The 24,743-nt window shown below is 57.6% G+C and carries 25 protein-coding genes and 2 pseudogenes; 10 read left to right on the top strand and 17 right to left on the bottom strand.

Annotated features, from left to right (window positions below; genetic code table 11):
* Positions 1-3: 3 nt before the first annotated feature.
* The 7 genes and pseudogenes from F0169_RS09945 to F0169_RS09915 all read right to left on the bottom strand — a co-directional run bounded on the left by F0169_RS09945 (position 4) and on the right by F0169_RS09915 (position 5,028).
* On the bottom strand, positions 4-333 hold the full coding sequence (locus tag F0169_RS09945; RefSeq protein WP_152746399.1) for a thioredoxin family protein: 330 nt from the start codon (positions 331-333) through the stop codon (positions 4-6).
* Between the two features lie 52 nt (positions 334-385).
* Positions 386-1,087, bottom strand: a complete 702-nt coding sequence (locus F0169_RS09940; RefSeq protein WP_152746398.1) for a DsbA family oxidoreductase — start codon at positions 1,085-1,087, stop codon at positions 386-388.
* A 3-nt stretch (positions 1,088-1,090) separates the two neighbouring features.
* On the bottom strand, positions 1,091-1,681 hold the full coding sequence (locus F0169_RS09935) for a TetR/AcrR family transcriptional regulator (protein WP_152746397.1): 591 nt from the start codon (positions 1,679-1,681) through the stop codon (positions 1,091-1,093).
* Positions 1,682-1,783: 102 nt separating this feature from the next.
* Positions 1,784-2,557, bottom strand: coding sequence for an SDR family NAD(P)-dependent oxidoreductase (locus tag F0169_RS09930; protein WP_152746396.1), 774 nt, complete (start codon positions 2,555-2,557; stop codon positions 1,784-1,786).
* Between the two features lie 94 nt (positions 2,558-2,651).
* Positions 2,652-3,205 (bottom strand): annotated as a pseudogene (locus tag F0169_RS09925) (OsmC family protein).
* Between the two features lie 162 nt (positions 3,206-3,367).
* Positions 3,368-3,943, bottom strand: a complete 576-nt coding sequence (locus tag F0169_RS09920) for a TetR/AcrR family transcriptional regulator (protein ID WP_152746395.1) — start codon at positions 3,941-3,943, stop codon at positions 3,368-3,370.
* A 239-nt stretch (positions 3,944-4,182) separates the two neighbouring features.
* Positions 4,183-5,028, bottom strand: coding sequence for a fumarylacetoacetate hydrolase family protein (locus tag F0169_RS09915; protein WP_152746394.1), 846 nt, complete (start codon positions 5,026-5,028; stop codon positions 4,183-4,185).
* 171 nt (positions 5,029-5,199) lie between these two features.
* Here F0169_RS09915 and F0169_RS09910 point away from each other — a divergent pair, with 171 nt between their 5' ends.
* From F0169_RS09910 to F0169_RS09900, 3 genes are all read left to right on the top strand, one after another.
* Positions 5,200-5,901, top strand: a complete 702-nt coding sequence (locus F0169_RS09910) for an FCD domain-containing protein (RefSeq protein WP_152746393.1) — start codon at positions 5,200-5,202, stop codon at positions 5,899-5,901.
* Between the two features lie 89 nt (positions 5,902-5,990).
* A complete protein-coding gene (locus F0169_RS09905; protein ID WP_152746392.1) occupies positions 5,991-6,539 on the top strand; it encodes a YbhB/YbcL family Raf kinase inhibitor-like protein in 549 nt (182 codons plus the stop codon).
* Positions 6,539-7,360 (top strand): helix-turn-helix transcriptional regulator, encoded by an 822-nt coding sequence (locus F0169_RS09900; RefSeq protein WP_152746391.1) that lies wholly within the window; start codon positions 6,539-6,541, stop codon positions 7,358-7,360. Before F0169_RS09905 ends, F0169_RS09900 begins: the two co-directional genes overlap by 1 nt.
* Before the next feature lie 25 nt (positions 7,361-7,385).
* Here F0169_RS09900 and F0169_RS09895 read toward each other — a convergent pair whose 3' ends face one another.
* On the bottom strand, positions 7,386-8,009 hold the full coding sequence (locus F0169_RS09895) for a TetR/AcrR family transcriptional regulator (RefSeq protein ID WP_172979393.1): 624 nt from the start codon (positions 8,007-8,009) through the stop codon (positions 7,386-7,388).
* Positions 8,010-8,092: 83 nt separating this feature from the next.
* On the opposite strand from F0169_RS09895, the gene F0169_RS09890 reads away from it, so the two are divergent.
* From F0169_RS09890 to F0169_RS09860, 7 genes are all read left to right on the top strand, one after another.
* Positions 8,093-8,974, top strand: coding sequence for an alpha/beta hydrolase (locus tag F0169_RS09890; protein ID WP_152746390.1), 882 nt, complete (start codon positions 8,093-8,095; stop codon positions 8,972-8,974).
* 60 nt (positions 8,975-9,034) lie between these two features.
* Positions 9,035-9,808, top strand: coding sequence for an SDR family oxidoreductase (locus tag F0169_RS09885; RefSeq protein WP_152746389.1), 774 nt, complete (start codon positions 9,035-9,037; stop codon positions 9,806-9,808).
* Between the two features lie 125 nt (positions 9,809-9,933).
* Positions 9,934-11,073 (top strand): M14 family metallopeptidase, encoded by a 1,140-nt coding sequence (locus F0169_RS09880; protein ID WP_152746388.1) that lies wholly within the window; start codon positions 9,934-9,936, stop codon positions 11,071-11,073.
* A gap of 119 nt (positions 11,074-11,192) precedes the next feature.
* Complete coding sequence (locus tag F0169_RS09875; protein ID WP_152746387.1) at positions 11,193-11,969, top strand: ABC transporter substrate-binding protein; 777 nt, start codon at positions 11,193-11,195, stop codon at positions 11,967-11,969.
* Positions 11,970-12,051: 82 nt separating this feature from the next.
* Positions 12,052-13,014, top strand: a complete 963-nt coding sequence (locus tag F0169_RS09870; protein WP_152746386.1) for an ornithine cyclodeaminase family protein — start codon at positions 12,052-12,054, stop codon at positions 13,012-13,014.
* A gap of 40 nt (positions 13,015-13,054) precedes the next feature.
* A complete protein-coding gene (locus F0169_RS09865; RefSeq protein ID WP_152746385.1) occupies positions 13,055-14,173 on the top strand; it encodes an aminotransferase in 1,119 nt (372 codons plus the stop codon).
* Positions 14,174-14,291: 118 nt separating this feature from the next.
* A complete protein-coding gene (locus F0169_RS09860) occupies positions 14,292-14,906 on the top strand; it encodes a helix-turn-helix transcriptional regulator (RefSeq protein WP_152746384.1) in 615 nt (204 codons plus the stop codon).
* A 36-nt stretch (positions 14,907-14,942) separates the two neighbouring features.
* Here F0169_RS09860 and F0169_RS09855 read toward each other — a convergent pair whose 3' ends face one another.
* From F0169_RS09855 to F0169_RS09815, 9 genes and pseudogenes are all read right to left on the bottom strand, one after another.
* Positions 14,943-15,335, bottom strand: a complete 393-nt coding sequence (locus tag F0169_RS09855) for an ACT domain-containing protein (protein WP_152746383.1) — start codon at positions 15,333-15,335, stop codon at positions 14,943-14,945.
* 69 nt (positions 15,336-15,404) lie between these two features.
* Entirely contained in the window at positions 15,405-16,604 is a 1,200-nt protein-coding gene (locus tag F0169_RS09850; RefSeq protein ID WP_152746382.1) for a M20 aminoacylase family protein, read from the bottom strand.
* A gap of 28 nt (positions 16,605-16,632) precedes the next feature.
* Positions 16,633-17,391, bottom strand: a complete 759-nt coding sequence (locus F0169_RS09845) for an ATP-binding cassette domain-containing protein (RefSeq protein ID WP_152746381.1) — start codon at positions 17,389-17,391, stop codon at positions 16,633-16,635.
* On the bottom strand, positions 17,388-18,152 hold the full coding sequence (hisM, locus tag F0169_RS09840; protein WP_152746380.1) for a histidine ABC transporter permease HisM: 765 nt from the start codon (positions 18,150-18,152) through the stop codon (positions 17,388-17,390). The genes F0169_RS09845 and hisM overlap by 4 nt, the downstream gene beginning before the upstream one ends.
* A complete protein-coding gene (locus tag F0169_RS09835; protein WP_069787704.1) occupies positions 18,149-18,838 on the bottom strand; it encodes an ABC transporter permease in 690 nt (229 codons plus the stop codon). The genes hisM and F0169_RS09835 overlap by 4 nt, the downstream gene beginning before the upstream one ends.
* A 91-nt stretch (positions 18,839-18,929) precedes the next feature.
* Positions 18,930-19,703 carry an ABC transporter substrate-binding protein gene (locus tag F0169_RS09830; protein WP_069787705.1) on the bottom strand — a complete coding sequence of 258 codons (774 nt, stop codon included), beginning with the start codon at positions 19,701-19,703 and terminating at the stop codon, positions 18,930-18,932.
* 100 nt (positions 19,704-19,803) lie between these two features.
* Positions 19,804-21,329: pseudogene (gene hutH, locus F0169_RS09825) on the bottom strand (histidine ammonia-lyase).
* Positions 21,330-21,374: 45 nt separating this feature from the next.
* Positions 21,375-22,889, bottom strand: a complete 1,515-nt coding sequence (locus F0169_RS09820; protein ID WP_152746379.1) for an amidohydrolase family protein — start codon at positions 22,887-22,889, stop codon at positions 21,375-21,377.
* A gap of 11 nt (positions 22,890-22,900) precedes the next feature.
* Positions 22,901-24,592, bottom strand: a complete 1,692-nt coding sequence (locus tag F0169_RS09815; protein ID WP_152746378.1) for a urocanate hydratase — start codon at positions 24,590-24,592, stop codon at positions 22,901-22,903.
* Positions 24,593-24,743: the final 151 nt, after the last annotated feature.

Below are 24,743 nucleotides of genomic sequence, written 5' to 3'. Positions count from 1 at the left end.
CGTTTAAACCGCCTCTTCCAGCAACTCGAGAATCGCTTTTTTCATTGCGCCAATCGAGCGGGAGCCGGGCATCGCACGCAATAGCCGGCCCTCATGAAATACCGCCAGGGAAGGCACTGAGCGGATACCGTACATTTGCGCAATCGTGGGGGAAACTGCGACATCAATCTTTCCAAAGGTAGACAGCGCGTGAAGCTTTTCCTCAAGTGCATGGAACACGGGTTTCATCGCCTGGCATGGTTTGCACCATGAGGCCGAAAACAACACAACGCTGCTGCCTTTGGCAACAAAGCGGGCGAACTGTGGGGCACTCAACTCAACGATACGGCTCATCGGGACCTCATGTTCAAGGTTACGCAGGACAGCGCTGCCTATTCATTGTTGATCAAACTTTGCAACCATCAATACCGCAAACCTGGCCAGTAAAAGCATCATCATCGACTCGCGCTTTTTCCTGCATCTTGTTCAGCGCCTCGATAAAGCCTGCCTCAGGCTGAGCGCCGGATACAGAGAACGCATTGTTGAAAACAAACAGCGGCACACCAGATCCCAATTGCGCGGCAAAATGCTCGTCTTCTTGCATCTCGACGCGTAGTCCAACGGATGACCATGCCAGCTCGATTGACTCGTCCGATACACCGGCTGCCTTGGCAATTGCCGCAAGGCTGGTGCGATCGAACAACGATTTACCGTGGGTAGTGCTCTGTTCATAAAGCATCTCTACGAGGCGCTTTTTTACTGCAGTGTCTTGAACCGCCTTGACCAGCACGTGGGCCTCGGCAGTATCGCCAAACTGCATAGTGCTGAAACGGTAATCAAGCCCTTCTGCCCGCCCGTATTTGGTGACGGTGTCGATCATGGCATCGGCAGAGTGCGGGTTGCCAAGTTTGCGCTTGAGCGCCGCGATCATCGGTTCTGGCGCCCGCTGATTGGCGGCCAGACGATAAGCCCGGACATTGACCTGCACACTGTCCTTGTCGGAAAACTGCTCAAGCGCTTTTTCAAAACGTCGTTTGGCAATCCAGCACCAGGGACATACAAAATCAGACCAGATATCGACTACGTACTTTTTTGAAGGGGTTTGCATAATTCATCCTGCACAAATAAGTGAAGACCGCGTCGCCAGCGTTTCAAGCAAATGGTTGAAACCCGCCAATGGGTCATTTGATCGACCTAATGCCCAATCAATGAGGCTTGCGCCTTCCAACGCGCTCAGCAACATGAAGGCATAGGTTTCAAGGGGTTTGTCCAGCACCCAGTGGTGCTGCCGGACTGTGTCGCTGAGCGTGCTTTGCAGCCAGTTGAGCTGGGATTCAAAAAATCGCCGAGTGAGCCCTTGCAACGACAGTGGCAGTGCAGACATTTCTGCGGCTAATGCTCCACATAGCGGCAGCAAACCATCGTTGGCACTGATCACGAACAGACGAGAAAACCCACGCAGCCGTAGCAACGGATCGGAATGTATGGCTTCGATTGAACCAAGTGTCTCTTCGAAGCGCTGGATGTAATCCTTGATCAGCTCCGCCCCCAGGCATTCCTTGGTGGGGAAGTGATGGTGAATACTGGCTTTTCTGATTCCAATCTGCACCGCTAGATCGGCGTAGCTGAACGCTGAATAGCCTTTGGAACGCATATGTGTTTCCGCAGCATTCAACAGCGCTGCTTTTGTCGTGATAGACATTCAGGACCCCTGCAACCAGCGTTCAGCCACTTCTCACTCTTGGCAGACGACGGCATGAATCTCGATGCGGGAGGTTTCATGCAGGCCTTGCTGCCAGGTCGGTCAGGCACGTACTGCCATGACACCCGCATCCACGTCCCAAATAGCGCCGGTCACCCAGGAAGTTTTGTCCGACAGCAGGAACACGATCGTGTTGGCGACATCTTCCGGCACACCAACGCGCCCCAGCGGATGGAACGCGTTGAGCGATTTCATCGCTTCCGGGATCGCGTCCTTGTCCATGAAACCCTCGTAAATCGAGGTGTGCACGATACCCGGTGAAACCGCGTTGACTCGAATGCCCGAATGCGCCAATTCAATGGCCAAGTTACGTGTCAGTGCATGCAGGCCGGCTTTCGCCATCGAGTAGGCTGAGGCTGGCGAACCGGCCAGTGCAGCCTGAGCGCCAATGGAGCCGACATTGACAATCGAGCCTTCACGCTTGGCAGCAAGCATGTTCTTGACCACTGCCTGAGTGATAAAAAACGTCGCACGGTTGAGGGACATGTACATGTCGTACTCGGCAGCGTCGTGCTCGGTGAATGGCTTGGGAATGAAGATCCCTGCAGAGTTCACCATTAGGCTGATATCGCTGTGGTTGGCATTGATATCCTTGAGAACGGTGTGCATGCCCTCCTCCGTCATCAGGTTGGCCACAATCACCGACACGTTACCCAGCGGGCTTAGCTCGTTGCGCACGGCGTCAGCCTTGTCCTGCTTGCTGCCGGTGAGGACAACACTGCCACCGGCCTTGAGCACCATGCGCGCGGTTTCCAGGCCCATGCCACTGGTGCCGCCGACGACCAACAGTTTCTTGCCTTTGAAGTAATCGTTCATTACAGACTCCGGACTTCTATGTTTCGTGAGGGTGGCACCAGCGCAATTACGAGCTGTCTGGTGCACGCAAGGTGTGATCTATTTGACGGGCGAATCAGCCCTCACGCACTTCCAGAGTCGGCACCATACGAATGGCTTTCGAGAAGTTGGCGTAGTTCACCGATGTTTTCAGCACAACTTTATGCAGCTCTTCAACACGCTCACGAGAGGCGTCGGTGTGCAGGCGAATCACAACACTGACTTCGTCGTAGCCTGGGTTGACGCTTTCGTCGATGCCTAGGAAGCCTCGCAGGTCGAGGGTGCCATCAGTTTCAATTTCCAGGCTATGAATCTTGATGCCCATCATTGCCGCGTTGGCAGCGTAGCCGACCGACATGCATGCGTTCAGGCAGCCATCAGCAGTTCCTGCGGGTTAGGAGCGGTGTTCTGGCCCAGCAATTCGTTTGGCTCGTCGGCAACAATTTCAAAGTTGCGCGAGTGAGTTTCGCCGGCCAGGCTGTAGCGGTTGACCTTCGCTACGGAGCGGGTCTGGCCCTTCCATTCGGTTTTGACGTTAAAGCTTGCATGACGCTTGGTCGCATCTTCGGCAACGCCTTGGGCAAACTGCTGGAGTGCGGCAACATCGATACCGTTCAAGTTAGTGCTCATGTGTCTGTTCCTCTTCGGATGGACCGGGCGAGCGCCTCGGAATAGAAACAAGCCTACCAACTAGTAGGTATTCATTCAAGAGATTTCGTTAATACTTACTCCTCAGCCGATTTTCATGCAAAAAAAAGCCTCGATACTCGAGGCTTTTCAACTGCTTGAGCTTTAGTGATGCGTTGATGCTGTGCGCATGCCATCCAGAATGAAGTCGAAACCGGAAGCCTGTTCGTACTGATCGTTCATCGCCCACGCCACAAAGCTGCCGCCTTCCAGCATATTCAGGATCAGCCTGGCAACCTTGTTAACGTCCAACTGAGCCTTGAGCTCCCCTTTCGACTGACCAAGAGCGATATTGGCCTGAAGCCACTCCAGATGAATTTCGAAAAAGTGCCGAGTCAGTTCCTGAAGGCTTTCCGGCAGGGCCATTAACTCGGCAGCCAGCGCGCCGCACAGCGGCAACAAGCCGTTTTCACTACTCTGCGCAAACATCAGTACAAACGCATTCAGGCGCCCGACGATGTCAGTATTTTCGTCATTGACCTGTTCCAATTGTTTTTTGAAACGGAACAGGTAGCTCTCGACGATGGCAATCGCAAGGCCTTCCTTGGTCGGGAAATGGTGATGAATACTCGCCTTCTTGATACCGATTTCAGCAGCCAGGTCGGCATAGCTGAAGGCTGCGTAGCCCTTGGTACGCAACAGGATTTCGGCGCTGCTCAGAAGATCGGAACGTGTACTCATGATGAAGCATCCAGATTTTATCAATCGGCCATCATAAATCAGTCATCCCTGAGTTGACAGTGCACAGCCCTCATGCAGAGCGTCTCGTAATCCATCATCCGTTTGTACGGGTGTTTGGCTGCATGTGTTCCACATCAGGATCCTGACGTGGTGCAGATCGGAGTCATTGAACAAGCAGTTAACACTCTAAGCACCCGAACGTCGATGAGAACTGCAGATCACGAACGTGAATATCAGGCTCAAACAGCCGCCACAACCTTTTGCCGTTGTTCGCCGAGGCCCTCAATCCACAGGTGGATTTCATCACCCGGTGACAGCCATTGCGGCAGCGGCTTCATGCCCATCCCTACACCCGGCGGCGTACCCGTACAAATCACATCGCCCGGCTGCAACGTCATGTAGCGGCTGCAATACGCCACGATTTGTGCAACGGAAAAAATCATGGTTTTCGAGTTTCCGGTCTGGCGTCGCTCACCATTGACGTCCAGCCACATGTCCAGGTTCTGCGGATCGGGTACCTCATCCCGGGTCACCAGCCAAGGCCCGATCGGGCCGAACGTGTCACAGCCCTTGCCCTTGTCCCATTGCGAACTTTGCATCTGAAATGCTCGCTCCGACACATCGTTGACCACGCAGTAGCCGGCAACGTATTTCAGCGCCTCGGCTTCGGACACATACTTGGCTTCACTGCCGATCACCACGCCCAGTTCCAGCTCCCAGTCCATCCGGGAGGCGTCACGCGGTTGCAGGAGGTCATCATCAGGGCCGTTCAGGCAACTGATTGCCTTATGAAAGATGATGGGCTCGACAGGAATCGGCATACCGGCCTCTTCGGCATGGTCGCGATAATTAAGGCCGATTGCGATGAATTTGCGCACCTGGGCAATGGGGACGCCATAACGGACTCCTTCCTCGACCAACGGTAAATGCGCGACATCAAGCTGCGACAATTCAGCCAGCGCCGACGGCGCAAGCACCGTCGCATTGATGTCGGTGACATGTGCAGAGAGATCGCGCACGCGGCCTGCAGCATCTATCACACCAGGGCGCTCCTGCCCCTGCGGCCCAAAACGACACAGTTTCATACCTACCTCGAATGTTGTCTATTAACTCAGGTAAAGCCACGAAATCGCAGGCGATATTCAGGCCCAGGACACCGGCGCGAGAGATCAGGCAGGCCCGTTTGAACAAATTCATCCTATGGCATAAAATACATTTTTTGCAACAAAATATATTTTTATCAAAGGAATTCTTCCATGCTTGAACGCTCCGCTCAAAGCCTCACCCAGGCCACCTATGAGCGTCTGCGCATAGATGTCTTATCCTGCGTTTTGCGCCCCGGAGACCGAGTCAACCTGAAGGCTTTGGCCGAGCGCTACCAGGCTAGCGCCGGCGCAGTGAGGGAAGCTTTGTCACGACTGGTCGCCGAAGACCTGGTGTTGGCAGAGCCACAAAAAGGCTTTCGCATTTGTGCCATTTCGCTGGCCGATCTGAATGACCTCACATTGGCCCGGATTGAGATAGAAACGAGCTGCCTGCGCCATTCTCTGGAACACGGCAATCTTGCCTGGGAGGCGACGTTGGTCTCGGCCCATCACCGCCTTTCACGGCTTGAAGAGCCACACGATGGCGATCACGCGAGGGCTGACGCCTGGACGTCAGCGCATGCGGCGTTTCATGAGGCGCTGGTCGGTGCTTGCCCGAACACCTGGCTCTTGCGAATTCGCTCGATGTTGTTCGAGCAGACGGCGCGCTACCGCGCAATGTCAATCGCCATGGCTGCCGAACAAAGGGATATCGCCCATGAGCACCAGGCGCTATTCGAGGCGGCTCTGGCCAGAGATGCCTCCAAGGCCAGCGAACTGCTGAAGCAACACATCCAGACCACCTCTGCCCTGCTGATGGAAGGCCTACACGTCACTCGCGAACTGACGGAGCGTTCGACTCAGTCAAATTGACTGGATGGCGATCAAAATCGAGCGATAGCAAACAGTCTTGGTGCCGCTTGCACCCCACACTCTCCTCTCCAACCCAAGAGGAAATCAGTATGCATAAATCATTGTTAGCCGCAGGCGTTCTAGCGCTGTCGCTGATCGCAACGGGCGCACATGCTCAAACGTTCGCAGTACAAAGCACCAGCATCCTGGATGGGCATTTTCAACAACGCCAATTCGCCAACGTATTCGGTTGCAGCGGCAAGAATCTCTCTCCGCAATTGTCCTGGAGCGGTGCCCCGCAAGGCACCAAAAGCTTTGTCGTGACGATGTACGATCCCGACGCGCCAACCGGGTCCGGCTGGTGGCACTGGGTGTTGGCGAACGTACCTGCAACGGTCAGTGAATTGAAGGAAGGCGCGGGTAGCGCAGGCGGCAAATTGCCCCACGTTACGCTGCAGGTTCGCGGTGACAGTGGCATGCCAGGCTATCTCGGCGCCTGCCCTCCAGCAGGGCAGACGCACAATTACGTGATCAGCGTATACGCTATGAACGTCGACAAAGTGACATTGCCGCCGACCGTCACCCCCGCAATGCTGGGTTTCATGGTGCCCGGCAGTTCGCTTGGCAAAGCCACGCTCACGGTACAAGGCGCCCGCTGATGTCACTGACAAACGCTTACGACGCGTTGCGCATCATTCATCGGCCTGGCGTCGGTACGTCGGGCGTCGTGCTTCAGCAGGAAAACCTGGAGTTCAAGCGTTTGTATATTGAGAACCCCTTATTGATCTACGTCGAGCGGGGTTCTAAAAGCGTGCGGTGGGCGGGTGGCGAGTACGTGATCCAGCCAGGCGAAGCGATTGCGGTGGCGGGTGGCCAATCCCTGGATATCACCAACAGGTTGGCGCAAGACGGCAGCTACCGAGCCCACTGGCTGGTGTGGGACGAGACGTTGATCGAAGCCACCGCCGAAGCCTATGCGCATTTGGCGGTCATTCAATACGCCCAGCCCATTACCCGCGATACGGTGCATTTTGCCGCAGCGTTTCAACGTGCGATTGAGGCAATAGAAGACAGCACTCTGCCGAGCCTTATCGCCCGGCACCGACTACACGAACTGTTGGCGTGGATTGGCGTGAATGGTGGAAGACTCGAACAGTCACGGCTGCCAACAATGGCGATTAAAGTAAGACGGCTCATCGCCAGCGACCTGGCTAACGACTGGAGCGCTCACGCTGTTGCGTCAGCGTTTGCACTCAGCGAGGCCACGCTGCGGCGCAGGCTGGCAGAAGAAGGCACGACGTTCAGCAGCTTATTGATCGATGCACGCATGACCTTCGCCCTGCAGCTGCTGCAATCTTCCGCCCAGACGGTCATGCAAATAGCACTGTGCGTGGGCTATCAGACGCCCTCGCAATTTGCTGTGCGTTTCCGTGACCGGTTCGGCTTTGCACCCACGGCGGTTCGGGGTCATCGGCGCTAATCAAGCAGATAAACACTCCGGCCCCTTATGACTTTGGGTACAGCCCCTTTATCACAATGGCCATCCACTGCGCCCACAGACGTTCCATCATTTGCGCCTCGATCGGCGCTGAATCCGCGCGCCACGCCAAGCTCAGGATGCCATTGGCCGCTGCCCACAACGAGGTGGTTGCAAGGTGGGCGTCTACGCCTGGGTCAATCGAACCATCCGCAATACCATCGGTAATAGCTGCCTCCATTTTGCCGTTCTGGTGCCTGACCAGTTCGCTCACCCGCAAGAGCGCTTCAGGATCATTCGGCGGGTCCGCCAGCAAGCGAAACGCCGTCGGACGCTCCATAGCGAAACGGAAGTAACCGTTGGCGGCCACCTGCAGACGCTCCAGAGGCGTACCTGGGGTTCGATAGGCCGCGTCCATGTACGCCCTGTTTTCTTCAAAGGCTTTTTCTGCGACAGCCATCAATAACGCCGAACGCCCGCCAACTCGGTTGTAAATGGTTTGGACGGCAACATCGGCGCGCTCGGCGACGATCTCAAGCGTCAACACCGTCGCGCCGCTCTCAAGAATCAAGCTTTCGGCATGCTCGATGATCGCCGTCCGCGTGGCCTGAGCCTTGCGTTGGGTACGCGTGGGGGATGTAATTTTAGTCATGGTGACAGTCTACATGAAGGATAAATATTGTAATCACATCCAATATTGGAATAGCATCAAAAAAAACAACAAGGAATACCGCCATGTCTCAACGTCTGGATGTTTCATTTGCGTCCGCGAATGCGCGTTGCGCGGCGTGGCTGTATTTGCCCGACGCCGTGTCGGCGCCGCCGGTGATCGTTATGGCGCACGGCCTGGGCGGCGTTCGGGAGATGCGCCTAGATGTCTTCGCGCAACGATTCTGCGAAGCGGGCTATGCCTGCCTGGTCTTCGACTACCGCAACTTCGGCGCAAGCGAAGGCGAGCATCGGCAATTGCTCGACATCCCGAGCCAGCAGCAGGACTGGCGATCAGCGGTCGCCTATGCTCGTAGCCACCCGGCGTTGAATCCGCAAAAAGTCATCCTGTGGGGGTCGTCTTTCAGCGGTGGGCATGTGTTGCATACCGCAGCGGCTGACAACGCCATTGCAGCCGTCATCGCGCAGTGCCCGTTCACCGACGGCCTTGCTTCGCTGAGGCAGGTGGACATCCTAACCTCGTTCAAACTGACCGCCTTAGGCATTGCGGACATGGCAAGCGCGGCTTTTGGGCTGGCACCGGTGCGCGTGAAAATTGCTGGCCCCAAGGGCTCCGCTGCACTGATGACGGCACCCGATGCCGAGCCCGGATACCTCAAACTAGTTCCAACTGATTACCCCTTCAAGAATTACGTGTCCGCGCGCTTTGCCTTGAAGATTGGTTTCTACCGACCGGGCAAGAAAGCCTCAGCCCTTCGCTGCCCCATCTTGTTCTGCGTGTGCGATGCCGACAGCGTCGCGCCCGCCGCGCCGACGCTCCGTTATGCAACAAAAGCCAGGGATGCCGAGATGCATCGATATCAAGCTGGGCATTTCGGCATTTATGTGGGAGACGCCTTCGAGCAAGTGGTTGAGCAGCAAATCTCATTTCTGAAGCGGCGCGTCTGACGTCGCTTTCACTCGCCTGCCCCTGAACCTTCATCGCCGCATTCAAAGAAAGGTATGACCATGAACCCTAAACCCAGCGTATTCGTGACAGGTGCCGCCAAGGGCATCGGCGCACAAACCGCTTTGATGTTCGCCAAGAATGGCTACCGGGTAGGCGCGACGGATGCCAATGAACATGACCTGCAAGCATTGAAGGCACTACTTGGCCCCGGGCATTTCTATCGCCGGCTGGACGTCACTCAGGCCGACGATTTTGCCGTCGTACTCCACGATTTTGCGACTGAAAATAAGGGTGTCATTGATGTGTTGGTCAATAACGCGGGGATCGCCTTTATCGATGACTTCGAAAAGGTGCCGCTCGCAAAACACCTCGCCGTCACCGAAGTCAACATCAAAGGCGTGCAAATAGGCACCTATCACGCGCTGCCCTACCTGAAGAAAAGCTCGCGCCCCAGCTTGATCAACATGTGCTCGCTCAGCTCGGAATACGGCGTGCCCAGCGAAGCCTCCTATTCAGCGAGCAAGTTTTGGGTAAAAGGCTTCACCGAAGCGCTCAATATTGAATGGGAACGGCACGGCATTTATGTCTGCGACATCATGCCCAATTTCGTCGCAACCCCGATGATGCAAGAGGCCCATGGAAAAATCGTCGACTCGATTGGCATTCGGCTCACCGCCGAGGATGTCAGCCAGACGCTATGGCGAGCGGTGCAGAACCGGCGACGTGTGCATTGGGAAGTCGACACCTGGCGCCCTCGCCTGCTGCGCGCGATGAATAAGCTGCTGCCTGCCACAGTGCGCAGGGCCGCGATGAAACACCTGAGCGGCTATTGATTCCGACCGATTGTCGTCCATGCGCCGATCCCTGGCTTATTTGCGACGACGCATCACCCTCCCCTTGCCTGATAGAGACATTAAGTCCACGATAGACTTAATTAACACGATCAGGCAGCCTCGCCATGGCCCTTACCGAAGCAATCACACTGCCCTCCCAAACACCTGGCGTGGTGCATACGCTGTACAAGCACACATTCAGCGGCGGCCAGGGCCAGCGTAGCGCTTATATCCAGGCCGGGCTGCACGCCGACGAACACCCGGGGTTGTTGGTGCTCCAGCATCTGCTCGTGCTGCTCCAGGAAATGGAGCGCGATGGCCGGCTGAACGGTCGTATCGTCATACGGCCTTTCGCCAACCCGGTTGGTTTGAGCCAGCAGGTGTTCGGCCAGTTGCCGGGGCGTTTCAACCTCGCCAATGGCGAAAACTTCAACCGCAACTTTCCCAATATCAGCGCCAAACTTGAAAGCGCACTGGCAACAGTACCTCCCGCGTATAACGACATCGAGGCAATGAAGTCCTTGATGCTGGATGCGCTCGGCAGTGCAGTGCCTGCCGAAACGGTGGCCACCAACAAGCACCTGCTATTGCACGAAGCACTGCACCACGATCTGTTCATCGACCTGCACTGCGATACTTCCAGCATTCTGCACATCTACGCCAACCTCAATCAGCGTGAGCGTGCCACGCGCCTGGCCGCCAGCATGGGTGTTGAGGCCGTGTTTCTCGAGGAGGATGCCGGCGGTTTTCCGCTGGATGAGGCTTACGCCAAGGCCTGGAAAGTGCTGTATGGCAAAGCGCTGGTAGACGCCGAGCACCTGGGCTTTTCCGCCACCGTCGAATTGCGCGGCCAAAGCGATGTGGAAGACGACATAGCCCTGCAGGACGCGCAGGGCCTGCTCCGTTTTCTGTGTTCCGAAGGACTGATCCTGGCCAGCGGCGACGTGCAGCCGCCTATTACCCCGGAGGCAGTCACCGTCTATCCACTGGAAGGCGTCGCGCATCTGGAAGCCGACGCCACGGGCGTTATCGCCTGGAAAAAAGCCCTTGGGGCACGTGTGACGCGCGGCGAGGTCATCGCCGAAATCCTGCCACTGGACATGCAACTGGGATCACCCCGTATGCCGGTATTAAGCCCGGTGCAGGGGATTCTTGTGGCCCGGCATCACATCAGACTGGTGCGCGCCGGGCAGCGGATCGGGATGGCCGCCGGCACCGAACCACTCCCCGGCCGAATCACCGGACAACTGATGAAAGATTTCTAAAAAGAATAGGCGCACACGTCTATCGAAGTACCACTGAGGGAAAATTTTAAAACTGCCTTGGCGAGCTGCAATGTGCCGCTTGCCCAAAAACTCCAACAATCAATCCGAGGCACGGAAAAATGAAGATGCACATCGTGTACAGCGCCCTAGCACTGGCCCTGAGCGTGGCCACCGCCCAGGCAGCGGACCAGCCGTTGAAAATCGGTATCGAAGCGGCCTACCCGCCCTTTGCATCCAAATCCCCCAGCGGAGAAATCACCGGTTTCGACTTCGACATCGGCAACGCGCTGTGTGCCGAAATGCGGGTCAAATGTGTATGGGTTGAGCAGGAGTACGACGGGCTGATTCCAGCACTGAAGGTGAAAAAAGTCGACGCCATCCTTTCCTCAATGTCGATCACTGAAGAGCGAAAAAAATCGGTCGACTTCACCGACAAGTACTACCAAAGTCCCGCGCGCCTGGTATTGAAAAAAGGTGAGTCAGTCGGCGACGACCTCTCCGGTCTGCAAGGCAAGCGTATCGGCGTGCAACGCTCCAGCATTCATGATCGTTTCGCTACCGAAGTGCTGGCCCCCAAAGGCGCCGAGATCGTGCGCTACACCTCGCAAAACGAAATCTACCTGGACATGAACGCCGGCCGCCTGGACGGCACGGTGGCCGATCAGATCATCCTGAGCGAATCGTTCCTCAAGCTCCCCACAGGCCAGGCATTTTCATTCACCGGCCCGCAACTGACGGATGCCCACTACTTTGGTGACGGCATCGGGATAGCCTTGCGCAAAGGCGATACGTCCCGAGTTGAGCGCTTTAATGAAGCGATCAAGTCAATCCGCGCCAAAGGTATCTATCAAGCCATCAACGCGAAGTATTTTGACTTCGACGTGTATGGGAAATAGCGGGTATCCCTTCAAGGAACCTGTTTCAACGTCAATCCTGACAGCGCGATCACCTGGGTGATCGCATTGGAGAGCCCTCTTTATGACTCTACTGCCTGGCGCGCCTTTCATTCTTCAAGAACCTGATGTAAAGGCTCTGTTGTCCAAGCTCAATGTACTGGCGGCGATGCGCAGCCTATTTGAGTCATTGGCAGCAGGCACCGCCGTACAACCGCCGCAACAGCTGGTGGACTTTCCCAACGGGCAAGGCGACTTCATCAACTACCTGGGCGTCTTGAGTGATGAGAAGGTGTATGGGATCAAAACCTCGCCCTATATCAAGACCGAGGGCAAGCCACTGGTCACTGCCTGGTCGATGCTGATGTCCATGGACACCGGCGCACCGTTGTTGATTGCCGACGCCGGCCTGCTTACCACCCTGCGCACAGCGGCCACTACTGCGTTGGCCATTGACTATCTGGCCCCCCAAGGCAGCAAGCGCCTGGCGGTAATCGGCAGCGGCCCGATTGCGCTTGCGCACATTGAGGCAGTGAAATATCTGAGGTCGTGGGAAAAGATCTCCATTTACTCCCTTGGCATTGCTTCACTGGATGACGCCAAGCGGGCGGCGATTGAGGCACTCGACCCGCGTGTCACCCTGTGCGAATTGCAATCGCAGGCGCTCTCCAACGCTGATGTGATCATGCTCTGCACGTCCTCGCCCAAGCCCGTGTTGAACCTGGACACCCTTGGTCAGCCGGCGCTGATCACGTCCATCAGCACCAACGCCTTTCGCGCACATGAAATTGCCCCGCATGAACTGTCCAAAATGGATGTGTACTGCGACTACCGGCAGGCCACTCCGCACACCGCCGGGGAGATGGTGATCGCAGCTGAGCGCGAGCTTTGGTCAGTGAAAGACCTGGCCGGTGATCTGGCCGAATTGTCAAACGCGACAGCGCCCTTGCCTGCCTATCAACGTCCCGTGTTCTTCCGTTCTATCGGGCTGGGGCTGGAAGACGTCGCCGTATCACTGCAACTGTATAAAGCACTGACGCAACACTAAGCCCTCTCAATAACTGACCCCACGCGACCACAGGCCTGATATGAAAATCAAAGAATTCGGCGTTGAAATATGGATGAACGCCTATGAAACCAAATGCGCCTACAACCTGGCGGAAACCTGCGTCGAATCACTGACCCTGGAGCAACTGCTGGAGATGGCCGGTAAAAAAGACAGCATCCTCGCCGAACTGCTGCCGATGAAGCTGACGTACGGCGCCATCGAAGGCTCCGATCGCCTGCGCAACAACGTGGCCGCCCTGTATACAGAGCAAAGCAAAGACAACGTCATCATCACCCACGGCGCCATCGGGGCAAATGCGTTGGTGTACGAAACCCTGGTTGAGCCGGGGGACCACGTGATTTCTGTCGCGCCAACCTACCAGCAGCATTACTCAATTCCCGAAAGCTACGGCGCCGACGTCTCGATTCTTAAACTGCGCGAAGAACATGCATTTCTGCCTGACTTGGAGGCGTTGCGCGCACTGGTGCGGCCCAACACCAAAGTGATTGCGATCAACAATCCAAACAACCCCACCGGGGCGCTGATGGATCAGGCCATGCTTGAGCAGATCGTGACGATCGCCCGCTCGGTCGGTGCCTATCTGCTCAGCGACGAGGTGTATCGCGGCATTGACCAGCACGGCGACGGTTCCACAGTCTCGATAGTCGATCTTTACGAAAAAGGCATCAGCACTGCCAGCATGTCCAAGGCATTCTCCCTCGCCGGGTTAAGGCTGGGCTGGATCGTCGGCCCTGCCGATCTGATCCACAGCGTCTCCGTCCATCGCGACTACAACACCATCAGCGTAGGGATGCTTAACGATCACTTCGCCTGCATCGCGCTGGAAAACAAAGACAAGATTCTGGCCCGCAACCAGGCTATCACCCGTACCAACCTTGAGTACCTAGATCAATGGGTAGCGCAAGAGCCCAAGGTTTCCTACGTAAAACCCAAATCGGGTACTACTGCCTTGCTCAAGTTTGACATCGACTTGCCCTCCCGCGACTTGTGCGTCCAGTTGCTGGACAGCAAAAGCGTCATGTTCACGCCAGGCAGCGCGCTGGACATCGAAGGGTACGTGCGTATTGGTTATGCCAATAACCTCAGCGTGTTGAAAGAAGGGCTGGCGAAGGTTTCGGAATTTCTCGCTCAACGTTGACCGCGTGCATGCCCTGCCTGCATGTCTGGCAGGCAGGGCTCACTCGCGTCGCGCCTCGTAGTCGTCGCGGGTAACTGCTACATTCCCCTCCTGAACGGACACCTTGCGATCGCCCAGCATGAAGAAACTCGCCAATTACAAAGCGGTTGCCGACGGCATCGCGATGCTCTATTTCCCTCACGCGGAAGTGATCATTCATGACATCAACACGCAGACCGTCGTGCACATCGCCAACAACATCTCCAAGCGACAGCTCGGCGACGACTCCGCCCTGCACGAGTTGCCGGGCGATTTTGAGCGCGTCGATAATCTCGGACCGTATGAAAAACTCAACTGGAATGGACAGCGAATTCGCTCCGTCACGAGCGTGATGCGCGATGACGCGGGCAAACCGGAAGCCCTGTTGTGCATCAACATGAACTTCAGCGTGCTCGAAATGGCACGCGACGCCTTGAACAACTTCTTCGAGCCCGGCCGCCTGTTGGCGCAACCCGACGTGTTGTTTCGGGACGACTGGCAGGAACAAATCAACACTTTCCTCCACGCCTGGCTTCAGGACCATAACCTGTCCCTGCAGGGACTGACCCGCAACGACAAACGCTTGCTGGTCGAAGCCCTGTTCGCCGAAGGCGCATTCGAAGGCCGCAGCGCCAGCGACTACATCGCCAACGTGCTGTCGATGGGTAGAGCCACTGTCTACAAGTACTTGAAGCGTTTGCGTGACGCGCCGTGATTGACGCGTGCGGGTGATTGGTTTGATATCAGGTGTTCAGTCCAGAATTTGATGACCCGCCTCGTTGAGCACGGCAAGCCCCTGCGCGAATCGGTCGGCTTTGAGTAGCAGGAAGTCGCCATCAAACGTCGACACGACAAATACACCGAAACCGGCTTCGGTGAGAGGACGCACGACTGACAGCACAATACCGGTCTCATCAAACGCGAAGGGGCCGACAAACTGCATGCAATTCCAGTCACGGTCGATTTTGACGCCCTCGGGCACGCGGCTCTGATGGCAGACGATGGACAGTTCATCGGCGGAGCGCGCGATGTTGACGAACCCGTCACCGTCGGCCCAGGCGGGGATCGGATCTTTGCTGTCCAGCCGGGAAATCGAGTAAAGCTCGGGCAGGACTTTCAGGCGAATGCTTTTGACCAGTTTCATAAAATCTCCAGATAGATAAGGTTTAGTGCTGATTTGGGCGACGCTGCAGCTTGGTCGCCGCCAAGGTTTTCAGGGACCCACCGGCAACCAGGTTTCAGCCAGGCGAACCCAATACGTCGCGCCGACCGGTAAAATAGTGTCGTTGAAATCAAAGCTCGCATTGTGCAGAACACACGGCCCCGGGCCGTGGCCGATACCGCGATGCGCGCCCTCGCCGTTGCCGATGAACACATAACAACCGGGCGTATGTTCGAGCATGTGGGCGAAGTCTTCGGCAGCCATCGTCGGCTTGCCGTCGGTAATGACATGCCCTTCTCCGACCAGCTTGCGTAATACCTCGATGCACACCTGTGTCTCACCGGGGTGATTGATCAGGGGCGGATAATCCGAGTTCAACACGGTTTCCACACGGCAGCCGAACGCCTGCCCGACACTGTCGGCGATCTCCCGCATGCGCCTCTCGATCAAGTGCATGGCCTCGCGGGAAAAAGCTCTGAACGTACCGCCCAGCCAGGCTTCATCGGGAACCACGGTAAGGCTTTCCTGGCTTCCCGCCTGCAGGTGCGTCACTGAAATAACCGCAGGATCCTGGGTATCCAGATTGCGCGTAATGATGCTCTGCAAAGCCTGCGCAATGTGCATTAACGGCTGCAAAGGGTCAATGCACTGATGTGGCAACGCAGCGTGACCGCCTTTGCCGATCAGCTTCATACGAAACTCAGTGTCAGACGCCATCATCGCGCCCGCATGCACCGCAAACTGTCCGGCCGCCAGCCCGGGCCAATTATGCATTCCGAATACCGCCTGCATGGGGAACAGTTCGAAAAGGCCGTCTTCGATCATGCGCCGGGCCCCGGCGTCACTTTCCTCGGCAGGCTGAAAAATGAAATACAGCGTGCCGTCCAGTTGGCGGGTGCGTGCAAGTTCGTATGCCGCCGCCAACAACATTGCGCAATGCCCATCATGGCCGCAGGCGTGCATTTTTCCGGGGTGGGCGGAAGCATGCTCGAATCGGTTGAGTTCCTGTACCGGCAGCGCGTCCATGTCCGCGCGCAAACCGATAGTCTTGGGGCTCGTGCCGCAGCGCAAAATACCCACCACGCCCGTACCCGCAAGCCCGCGGTGCACAGTCAGCCCCCACGACTCAAGTGCACGGGCGATGAGGTCGGCAGTCCTGTGCTCCTCGAAGGCCAACTCCGGGTGCCGATGAATATCACGCCTCAGGGCGTAAATCGCTTCAGGTACGTTGATCCAGTGTGTGTTGCTCATGGCGCCACTCCGGTCGCTGGATCAGCGATCACTTGAGGTCCAACGCCAGAAACTGGCGCAGCCGGTCGCTTTGCGGGTTATCGAACACCTGCTCGGGCTTGCCCTGTTCTTCAATCTTGCCGCCATGCAAAAACACCACCTGGGTGGAGGCGTGTCGGGCAAAGCCCATTTCGTGGGTGACGACAATCATCGTGCGGCCCTCCTGCGCCAGCTCCTGCATGATTTTCAGCACTTCGCCCACCAGTTCGGGGTCGAGGGCAGAGGTCGGCTCGTCGAACAACATGACCTCCGGCTCTACGGCCAGCGCGCGCGCGATCGCAACACGTTGCTGTTGCCCGCCGGAAAGATGGGCCGGGTAACTGTCGTGGAAACGCGCACCCAGTCCGACTTTCTCCAGATACCCGATCGCGCGGACTCGTGCCTCTTCCTTGCTGACGTTGAGCGCGTGCACGGGCGCCATGCTGACATTTTCCAGCACCGTCATATGCGCCCAGAGGTTAAAGTGCTGAAACACCATTGCCAGCCGTGTACGCAGCGCCTGCAGTGCACGGCGCTCCGGGCGCAAGGGCTTGCCTGCACCCAGATCGATCGTCAGATTGTCCAGGCTGACACGGCCGCAGTCCGGCTGTTCGAGAAAATTGATACAACGCAAAAAGGTACTTTTACCCGAGCCGCTGGAGCCGATGATGCTGATCACTTCGCCGCGCTTGGCGCTCAAGGAAACCCCGTGCAGGACTTTATGATTGCCATAGGATTTGTGGATGTTTTCAACGGTAAGGGCATTCATACCAGGCGGCCTTCTTTTATCGTAGGAACGGGGTGCTCAAGGGTGTTTTTCGCTACGCGTGGCTTCAGGTGCCTTAGCCAACGTTTTTCGGCACGATTGAAGCTGGCGATGATGCAGAAGGAAATCATCAGATAGAGCAAGGACGCCAGACCGTAGGTGCTGAACGTCGCATAGGTTTCAGCGTTGACGTCGCGAGCCACTTTGAGGATGTCCGGCACGGTGGCGGTGAACGCAAGCGTGGTGCCGTGGAGCATGAAGATTACTTCGTTACTGTAGGCGGGCAGCGCTCGACGCAGTGCGCTGGGCAGTATCACTTTGAGATTGAGTACCGTAGCACTCAAGCCAAACGCCCTGCCCGCCTCCACTTCTCCGCGATTGCTGGCACGAATCGAACCGACCAGGATCTCGGTCATGTAGGCGCACTCGTTGAGTACGAAAGCAAACAGGGTGCAGCAATAAGCATCGCGGAAAAAACTATTGAGCAACGCCGTGTTTTGGATGAACGAGAGGCTGTACAAACCGCTGTATATAATCAGCAACTGCACGTAGAGCGGCGTCGTGCGGAATGTGTAGGTGTACAGCCAGATCACGGCGCTCAGTGAGCGCGAAGAAGATACGCGCCCCAGTGCCAGTGGAATCGACAACACAAAGCCGCCCAGCGTCGCGACGATCAACAGCAACAGCGTGACGACTACCCCGCTCCACTGCTGCCCATCGGTCCAAAGAAAGCTCTGCCAATAGGTCTGCAAGAGATCGATCATAGCTCTGCCTCGCGTACCCAAGCTGCCGAACGGTGCTTGAGCCAATACAACAGCAGGCTGGAAAACCCCGACAGACAAAAATAAACCGCGCCGGCCAGTACCATGAACATCAGGGTGTTGTGTGTGCTGCGACCGGCCTCTTGCGCCGCCATGACCAGATCGCTGAGCCCGATGATCGACACCAGCGCAGTGGCCTTGACGAGTACCTGCCAGTTGTTACTGATGCCAGGCAAGGCAAATCGGATCAACTGCGGCAGCACGACCTTCTGGAACGTTTTGCGGGCTGAGAGACCATAGGCTCTGGCGGCTTCCGCTTGCCCCGGATCGATAGCCAGAAACGCGCCGCGAAACGTTTCGGCGAAGTAGGCCCCGTAGATAAAACCCAACGTCATGACGCCCGCCACGAAGGGGTCAATTTCAAATCGACCGAGCGAGAGCTTATCGGTGAGCTGATTCACGCCGATCTGGATGGTGTAGAAGATCAGCAGCATCAATGCCAGGTCCGGAATGCCTCGGATCAATGTGGTGTAGCACTGCGCAGGCAGCGTCAGCCAGAGCGTTCCCGACAGCTTGGCCAACGCGGTGATCAGCCCCAGAAACAAGGCCAGCAACAGCGCCACCAACGCCAGTTCGACCGTACTCAAGGCACCTTTGGCAATCAAGGGTAAATATTCAAGCCATTGCATGGCGCATCACTCGCAATAGGTGGACGTACAGAAGCCGCGCGGTACCGGTCATGACTGCGACACGCGGTCATGACCGGGACAAAACTCGCCGTCAGCCGCCGTAGATGTCGAAGTCAAAGTACTTGGCGGCGATCTTCTGATACGTGCCGTCAGCCAGCATTGCGGCGATGGCATCGTCGATGCGCTGCTTGAGTGCCTGATCTTCTTTGCGAACGCCTATCGCAGTGCCGCTGCCCAATACTTTGTCGTCGACAATGATCGGGCCGGCAAACGCGTAGCCTTTACCCTGGTCGGTGCGCAAAAAGGCATAGGTTGCCTGCACTTCATCCTGCAAGGAGGCGTCGATACGCCCATTCAGCAGGTCGGCGTACACCTGGTCCTGACTCGCATAGGCCTGCAATTTGATGCCTGGCACTTTCCAGTAGGTACGGGCATAAGACTCTTGAATCGTGCCTTGCTGATACCCCACGGTCTTGCCCTTGAGCCCCGCCGCTGTCGGCGTGATACCAGAGCCATCGCGCGCCACCAATCGTGTAGACGGGTTAGAGAGTTTGCTGCTGAAGTCGATCTGCTTCAGGCGTTGCTCGGTAATGGACAAGCTCGACAGTACCCCGTCGAACTTGCGTGCGAGCAAACCCGGGATCAGTCCGTCAAAGCTGCTTTGAACATACTCACACTTGACCGCCATGCGCTTGCAGATTTCGTCGCCCAGGTCGATATCAAAGCCGATCATTTTGCCCTGCGGGTCGCGGTACTCCAGTGGTGGATACGTCGGGTCGACGCCCATGCGCAGTACATCCGCAGCCTTTGCCCAAGTGGAACTCAGAAGCAATACTACGCAAGCTACAACGAGATTCTTGTTCATGATTATTCTCTATGTGGTAGTTGGCAGATTTCAGGGATTAGCGATGTCATTGTTATTGTCCAACGCCGGTGGTAGCACCAGCCGGCGCTGGGTGGAGCACTTAGAACAGGCTGAGCAGGTCCGGGCAGGCGTTGACCAGCTCACGACTGCGGATCAACTCGGCCACGCTGGCCATGTCCGGCGCGATCGGTCGGTCCACATTCATCGCCGGCACGCTGGCACGAATGCACTCGACCGCTGGCGCCAGGCGTGCGCTGTACAACTTACCGCCGCGCAGGTCCAGACCCTGGGCCGCACACAGCGCCTCGATAGAGAGAATCCCGCGTAACGTGCACGTCATTTCCAGCAAACGGCGTGCGCCATGGGTGGCCATCGAGACATGGTCCTCCTGGTTACCCGCCGTAGGGATGGTGTCGATGGAGGCCGGGGTGGCGCGCTGTTTGTTTTCCGATGCCATGGCCGCAGCCGAGATGTGCGCCGTCATGTAGCCCGAGTGCAAGCCGGCATCGACCGTCAACATTGGCGGCAGCCCGGAGAAGCCTGGGTCCAGCAGCAGGTTGCAACGACGTTCGGACAGGTTGCCGATCTCGGTAATGGCGATCGCCAACATGTCAGCCGCAAAGGCGACCGGCTCAGCATGGAAATTACCGCCGGAGATGACTTCACCGGTTTCCACGAAAATCAGCGGGTTGTCAGAGGCAGCGTTGCTCTCGATCTCCAACGTGACACTGGCGTTGCGAATCAGGTCCAGGCACGCCCCCAGCACTTGGGGTTGGCAGCGAATGCTGTAGGGGTCCTGAACCTTGCCGGACGCTTGGGAAATGGCACGCATCGGGCTGTCATCCAACAGCCGCTTGAACGCAGCGCCTACGGCGATCTGTCCCGGATGACCACGCAGTGCCTGGATACGCGGGTCGAACGGACTGGCAATACCCGCCAGCGCCTCGGTGGTCATGCTACCGATTGCAATGGCCGCCATGAAGGCGTTTTCCAGGGCAAACAGGCCGGTCAGCGCGAGGGCCGTCGATACCTGAGTGCCATTCATCAAGGCCAGGCCTTCCTTCGGGGCCAGCACGATCGGCGTGAGGCCAGCGCGTGCCAGGGCTTCAGAACCGTCGAGCAACTCGCCCTCGTACCAGGCCTGGCCCATGCCGATCATCACGGCGGTCATGTGCGCCAACGGCGCCAGATCGCCACTGGCGCCCACCGAACCCTGGGCGGGGATAAACGGGATGACACCGCGCTCGCGCATTTCTTCCAACAGTGCCACGGTGCCGTATTGCGCCCCCGAGGCACCGCGTCCGAGGCTGGCAACTTTCAAGGCCATGACCAGACGTACCACATCGGCATCCAGCGCTGGCCGTAGCCCGTCATATGCGACATCACCAGGTTTTTTTGCAGCTGGCAAAGGTCGGCATCGCTGATCCGCACATTGGCCAGTTTGCCGAACCCAGTGTTCAGGCCATACACCGCGCGCCCGCTATCGACCAACGTGTCGACCATCTTCGCCGCCGCCTCGATACCGGTCCGGGCGCTGTCACATAGCCGCGCCGGCGCACCGTTGTAAATGGCACGCCAGGTGGCGATACGGGTTTCGCCTGGGACAATTTTCTGTACTGTGCTCATGGTTTTTCTCGCTGTTCGTAAATGAGTGGAAACAGACCAGATGGGTCAGGCGCCGCGTCTGGATCGGTCGAATTGGTTGATCGAATGGCGCATACCCGCCATTTGCGGATCGGTCAGGCAATCGTTATAGGCGCCCTCCAGATACGGACGCAGCGTTTCGCTGGCGCTTTGGCCGCCCTGAATCCGCCCTTGCAGAGTGGGCATGCAGTCCATCAGTTCAAGCATCAACGCCTCTTCATCGATACGCGTGATCCTGCCGTGATCCACCAGCTTGCGACCGCCGACGTACACATCGCGCACAGCGTTGCCCTGTTCGCAAAAGACCAGTTGCGTCAAGGCATCATTGAGCGGCGTAAAGGCGCTGGTCTTGAGGTCGAGCAAGCAGAAATCGGCTTGCTTACCCACCTCGATCGACCCCGTCTGCGTACCGCGCCCGATGGCGTTGGCGCCGCCGAGCGTGGCCATGTTGAACGCCTGCAGTGCATCAACCGGGCAAGCCTCGTCCTGATCGAGCAGTGCGTTGGAAAGCGCTGCCAGGCGCATGGCGTCAAACATCGAGTTCAGGTCATTGCCGTTATTGTTGTCGGTGCCCAGACCGACATTCACCTGACGGCGTAACATTTCGGCGATCGGCGCCACACCGCTGCCCAACTTCAGGTTACAGGCGGGATTGTGCACCACGCTGGCGCCGCGCTCGGCGATCAAATCGAGTTCAGCCGCTGACAACCAAACGCCATGCGCGAGCACGCTACGAGGTGTCAACAGCCCCAGGTCGTCCATGTACACGGCCATTGGCTTGCCATAGAACTTCGCCGCCGTGAGCGCCTGAATGCGGGTTTCCAGGAGATGGATCAGCACCGGGCGGTCGTATTGCTCGGCCAGTGCCCAGGTTTTCTGCAGAAAATCGGCGCTGCAGCGTTGCGGGCCGGACGGTGAGAATACAAAGCGCACCCGGCCGCTCCAGCTGCGCGCCAGTTCCTGCCAATGCTCCAGCATCCGATCCGCAGCCTTGGCTGAGACACTGCCTTTAAGTGGGTCGGGCAACCGCTCCGCCAGGTAGGGAATGCCCTCCTGAAACGGTTTGTCGGACCACGCCACACTGACGTCGGCGCGAATGCCGAGGTCTGAATAGGCTTGAAATGCCGCATGCACCACCTCCGGTTCCAGCAGGCCACCGAAGTGAATGTCATCGACCACCGTGGTGATGCCATTGCGCAGCATCTCGATGCCGTTGAGCAAGGTGCGCAGGTACACCTCGCGCGCGGTCCAGCCACGTCGATAGGAAGGTGGGTTGTACAGGCCCATCCAGATCTCCAGGGGAATCCCGGAGAAACGCCCTTTATCGAAACGATCATGAGAATGATGGTGAGCGTTGATCAGTCCTGGTATCAGCAATTTGCCCCGACCATCGGTACGCTCGTCAAGATTGACCGTCGACAGATCGATTCGCGGTGCCAGGCCGACAAAGCGATCACCGTCGATCAACACATCCATCACCTGGGCGGTCGCACCGCCCATGCCGACTACGCGAACCTGCTCGATCAAATGAAGAAGGGCCATGACGATGTCCTTTACGCGCGGTGCTGAGTGGCGTGAGGGGACCACCAGAGCGGTATTTGAATCGCGTTGTCGGTCAACGGACCCTCGCCTCTGGACACGGTCTTGGCCATGGGGTAACCGGCTTGCGCATGGCGTACCACACCAATCCCTGCGTCAGTGGTCAGGCAGGCATCCAGGCGCAGATCGGCCTCCTCCGAACCGTCGGCGATCATCGTGACACCGGTGTGCGCCGAGATGCCCATGGTGCCGTTGGACTGAATCGCCACTAGGTCCGCCATCGCCGACACATTCAGCAGTGCATTCAGGTAAGGCCAGTCGGAAATCGCGTCCGACCCATCCAGCATGTTTTCGGTTTCAAAGGCGGGGTTGGCGATTGAGCCGGTATCCAGGTTGTCGCGGGAAAAAGCCACCGGCCCTGCCAGCTCGCCCGAACGTACCAATGCGTTGACCGCAAGGCCGAATGCCCGGCGCTGGCCAAAACCGAGGAAACAGATGCGCGCAGGCAACCCCTCTACCGGCAACCGATAGCGCGCGGTGCTGATCCAGCGCGTGACCAGGCTGTCATCCTTGAACATCTCCAGGGCTAGGTCATCCAGACGCTGCTGGTCGGCGATTTCGCCGGACACGCAGGTCCAGCGGAACGGCCCACGCCCCAGGAAAAACAGCGGCCGTACGTACTCGGCGATACAGCCTGGATAGGCGAAGGCTTCCTCCTTGGACATCCCCGCATCCACCGCCTCCTTGCGCACGAAAGTGCCGTACTCGAAGACGATCGAGCCGTTTTTTTGCAAGCGTGTCATCGCGCGCACGATACGGATCATCGACTGGCGCGACGTCGCCATGTAGGCCTCGCGGTCGGTCTCCAGCAATGCTGCGGCTTGCTCCAGCGTTAGCCCGGAAGGAATCAGCGCGAACGGGTCATGGCACGGGCACATTTCGGTGACAATGTCGGGCTTCCAGCCACAGTCAAGCGCCTGCTCCAGCGCGTCGACCATATTGCCCAGCACCACGATGGAGAGTGCCCGCCCTTCCCGCTTGGCGCTCTCGGCCATGTCGATGGCGTCCTGCAAGGACGCCGCCTGAACGTCGGCATAACCGCTGGCCAGACGCTCCACAATGCTTTGCTGGCGGACTTCCACGGTCACACTCACGCCGCCGTGCATGGTCATGGCCAAGGGCTGCGAACGCCCCATGCCACCCAGCCCAGCGGTGAAGAAAATACGCCCCTTCAATGCTCCGTCAAAATGCCGATCGGCTACCAGCGCCAGTGTTTCAAAGGTGCCTTCAATCACGCCCTGGCTGCCAATGTACTGCCACGGCCCGGCGGTGTAAGAGGCAAACGCCGTCAGGTTTTGTGCGCTCAGGTCGTAAAACTTCGGCCAGTCGGCCTTGATGACGTTGCTGTTGGCCATGACCACTCGCGGCGCCAGTCGATGGGTCTTGAATACGGCCACCGGCATGCCCGACTGAATGGCCAGGGTTTCATCGTTCTCTAGGTTTTTCAGCGACTCGACGATCGCGTCATAGCTTTCCCAGTTGCGTGCAGCCTTGCCGATACCGCCGTAGACGGTCAGACGAGAGGCGTCCTCAGCGTTTTCAAGGTTGTTTTCGAGCATACGCAGGATGGTTTCCTGCTTCCATCCTTTGCACCGCAGGGTATTGCCACGCGCAGCCACGATTTGTTTGGCTTTTTGCTGAGTCATGTGAGGCCACTCTCGCTGAGGTAAATGCGAAAGCCTGTTGGAGAGGCTTCCTTTGGTATGGCTCGAATTATTCAAACCTACCGTGAGGAGAACCATGCAAAAAACCGCAAGTGAAGTTGTCATTCTCCGCATGGATGGCTCGGTACGCCCC

This window comes from Pseudomonas kitaguniensis (genome assembly GCF_009296165.1).
GTDB lineage: Bacteria > Pseudomonadota > Gammaproteobacteria > Pseudomonadales > Pseudomonadaceae > Aquipseudomonas > Aquipseudomonas kitaguniensis.
The sequence above is the reverse complement of the archived record's forward strand: the minus strand, read 5'-3'. Positions and strand labels throughout refer to the sequence as shown.

Excerpts from the sequence above, each read along its gene's own strand:
- F0169_RS09945 (WP_152746399.1), bottom strand. The coding sequence starts at position 333 with ATGAGCCGTATCGTTGAGTTGAGTGCCCCACAGTTCGCCCGCTTTGTT.
- F0169_RS09940 (WP_152746398.1), bottom strand. The coding sequence starts at position 1,087 with ATGCAAACCCCTTCAAAAAAGTACGTAGTCGATATCTGGTCTGATTTT.
- F0169_RS09935 (WP_152746397.1), bottom strand. The coding sequence starts at position 1,681 with ATGTCTATCACGACAAAAGCAGCGCTGTTGAATGCTGCGGAAACACAT.
- F0169_RS09930 (WP_152746396.1), bottom strand. The coding sequence starts at position 2,557 with ATGAACGATTACTTCAAAGGCAAGAAACTGTTGGTCGTCGGCGGCACC.
- F0169_RS09920 (WP_152746395.1), bottom strand. The coding sequence starts at position 3,943 with ATGAGTACACGTTCCGATCTTCTGAGCAGCGCCGAAATCCTGTTGCGT.
- F0169_RS09915 (WP_152746394.1), bottom strand. The coding sequence starts at position 5,028 with ATGAAACTGTGTCGTTTTGGGCCGCAGGGGCAGGAGCGCCCTGGTGTG.
- F0169_RS09910 (WP_152746393.1), top strand. The coding sequence starts at position 5,200 with ATGCTTGAACGCTCCGCTCAAAGCCTCACCCAGGCCACCTATGAGCGT.
- F0169_RS09905 (WP_152746392.1), top strand. The coding sequence starts at position 5,991 with ATGCATAAATCATTGTTAGCCGCAGGCGTTCTAGCGCTGTCGCTGATC.
- F0169_RS09900 (WP_152746391.1), top strand. The coding sequence starts at position 6,539 with ATGTCACTGACAAACGCTTACGACGCGTTGCGCATCATTCATCGGCCT.
- F0169_RS09895 (WP_172979393.1), bottom strand. The coding sequence starts at position 8,009 with ATGACTAAAATTACATCCCCCACGCGTACCCAACGCAAGGCTCAGGCC.
- F0169_RS09890 (WP_152746390.1), top strand. The coding sequence starts at position 8,093 with ATGTCTCAACGTCTGGATGTTTCATTTGCGTCCGCGAATGCGCGTTGC.
- F0169_RS09885 (WP_152746389.1), top strand. The coding sequence starts at position 9,035 with ATGAACCCTAAACCCAGCGTATTCGTGACAGGTGCCGCCAAGGGCATC.
- F0169_RS09880 (WP_152746388.1), top strand. The coding sequence starts at position 9,934 with ATGGCCCTTACCGAAGCAATCACACTGCCCTCCCAAACACCTGGCGTG.
- F0169_RS09875 (WP_152746387.1), top strand. The coding sequence starts at position 11,193 with ATGAAGATGCACATCGTGTACAGCGCCCTAGCACTGGCCCTGAGCGTG.
- F0169_RS09870 (WP_152746386.1), top strand. The coding sequence starts at position 12,052 with ATGACTCTACTGCCTGGCGCGCCTTTCATTCTTCAAGAACCTGATGTA.
- F0169_RS09865 (WP_152746385.1), top strand. The coding sequence starts at position 13,055 with ATGAAAATCAAAGAATTCGGCGTTGAAATATGGATGAACGCCTATGAA.
- F0169_RS09860 (WP_152746384.1), top strand. The coding sequence starts at position 14,292 with ATGAAGAAACTCGCCAATTACAAAGCGGTTGCCGACGGCATCGCGATG.
- F0169_RS09855 (WP_152746383.1), bottom strand. The coding sequence starts at position 15,335 with ATGAAACTGGTCAAAAGCATTCGCCTGAAAGTCCTGCCCGAGCTTTAC.
- F0169_RS09850 (WP_152746382.1), bottom strand. The coding sequence starts at position 16,604 with ATGAGCAACACACACTGGATCAACGTACCTGAAGCGATTTACGCCCTG.
- F0169_RS09845 (WP_152746381.1), bottom strand. The coding sequence starts at position 17,391 with ATGAATGCCCTTACCGTTGAAAACATCCACAAATCCTATGGCAATCAT.
- hisM (WP_152746380.1), bottom strand. The coding sequence starts at position 18,152 with ATGATCGATCTCTTGCAGACCTATTGGCAGAGCTTTCTTTGGACCGAT.
- F0169_RS09835 (WP_069787704.1), bottom strand. The coding sequence starts at position 18,838 with ATGCAATGGCTTGAATATTTACCCTTGATTGCCAAAGGTGCCTTGAGT.
- F0169_RS09830 (WP_069787705.1), bottom strand. The coding sequence starts at position 19,703 with ATGAACAAGAATCTCGTTGTAGCTTGCGTAGTATTGCTTCTGAGTTCC.
- F0169_RS09820 (WP_152746379.1), bottom strand. The coding sequence starts at position 22,889 with ATGGCCCTTCTTCATTTGATCGAGCAGGTTCGCGTAGTCGGCATGGGC.
- F0169_RS09815 (WP_152746378.1), bottom strand. The coding sequence starts at position 24,592 with ATGACTCAGCAAAAAGCCAAACAAATCGTGGCTGCGCGTGGCAATACC.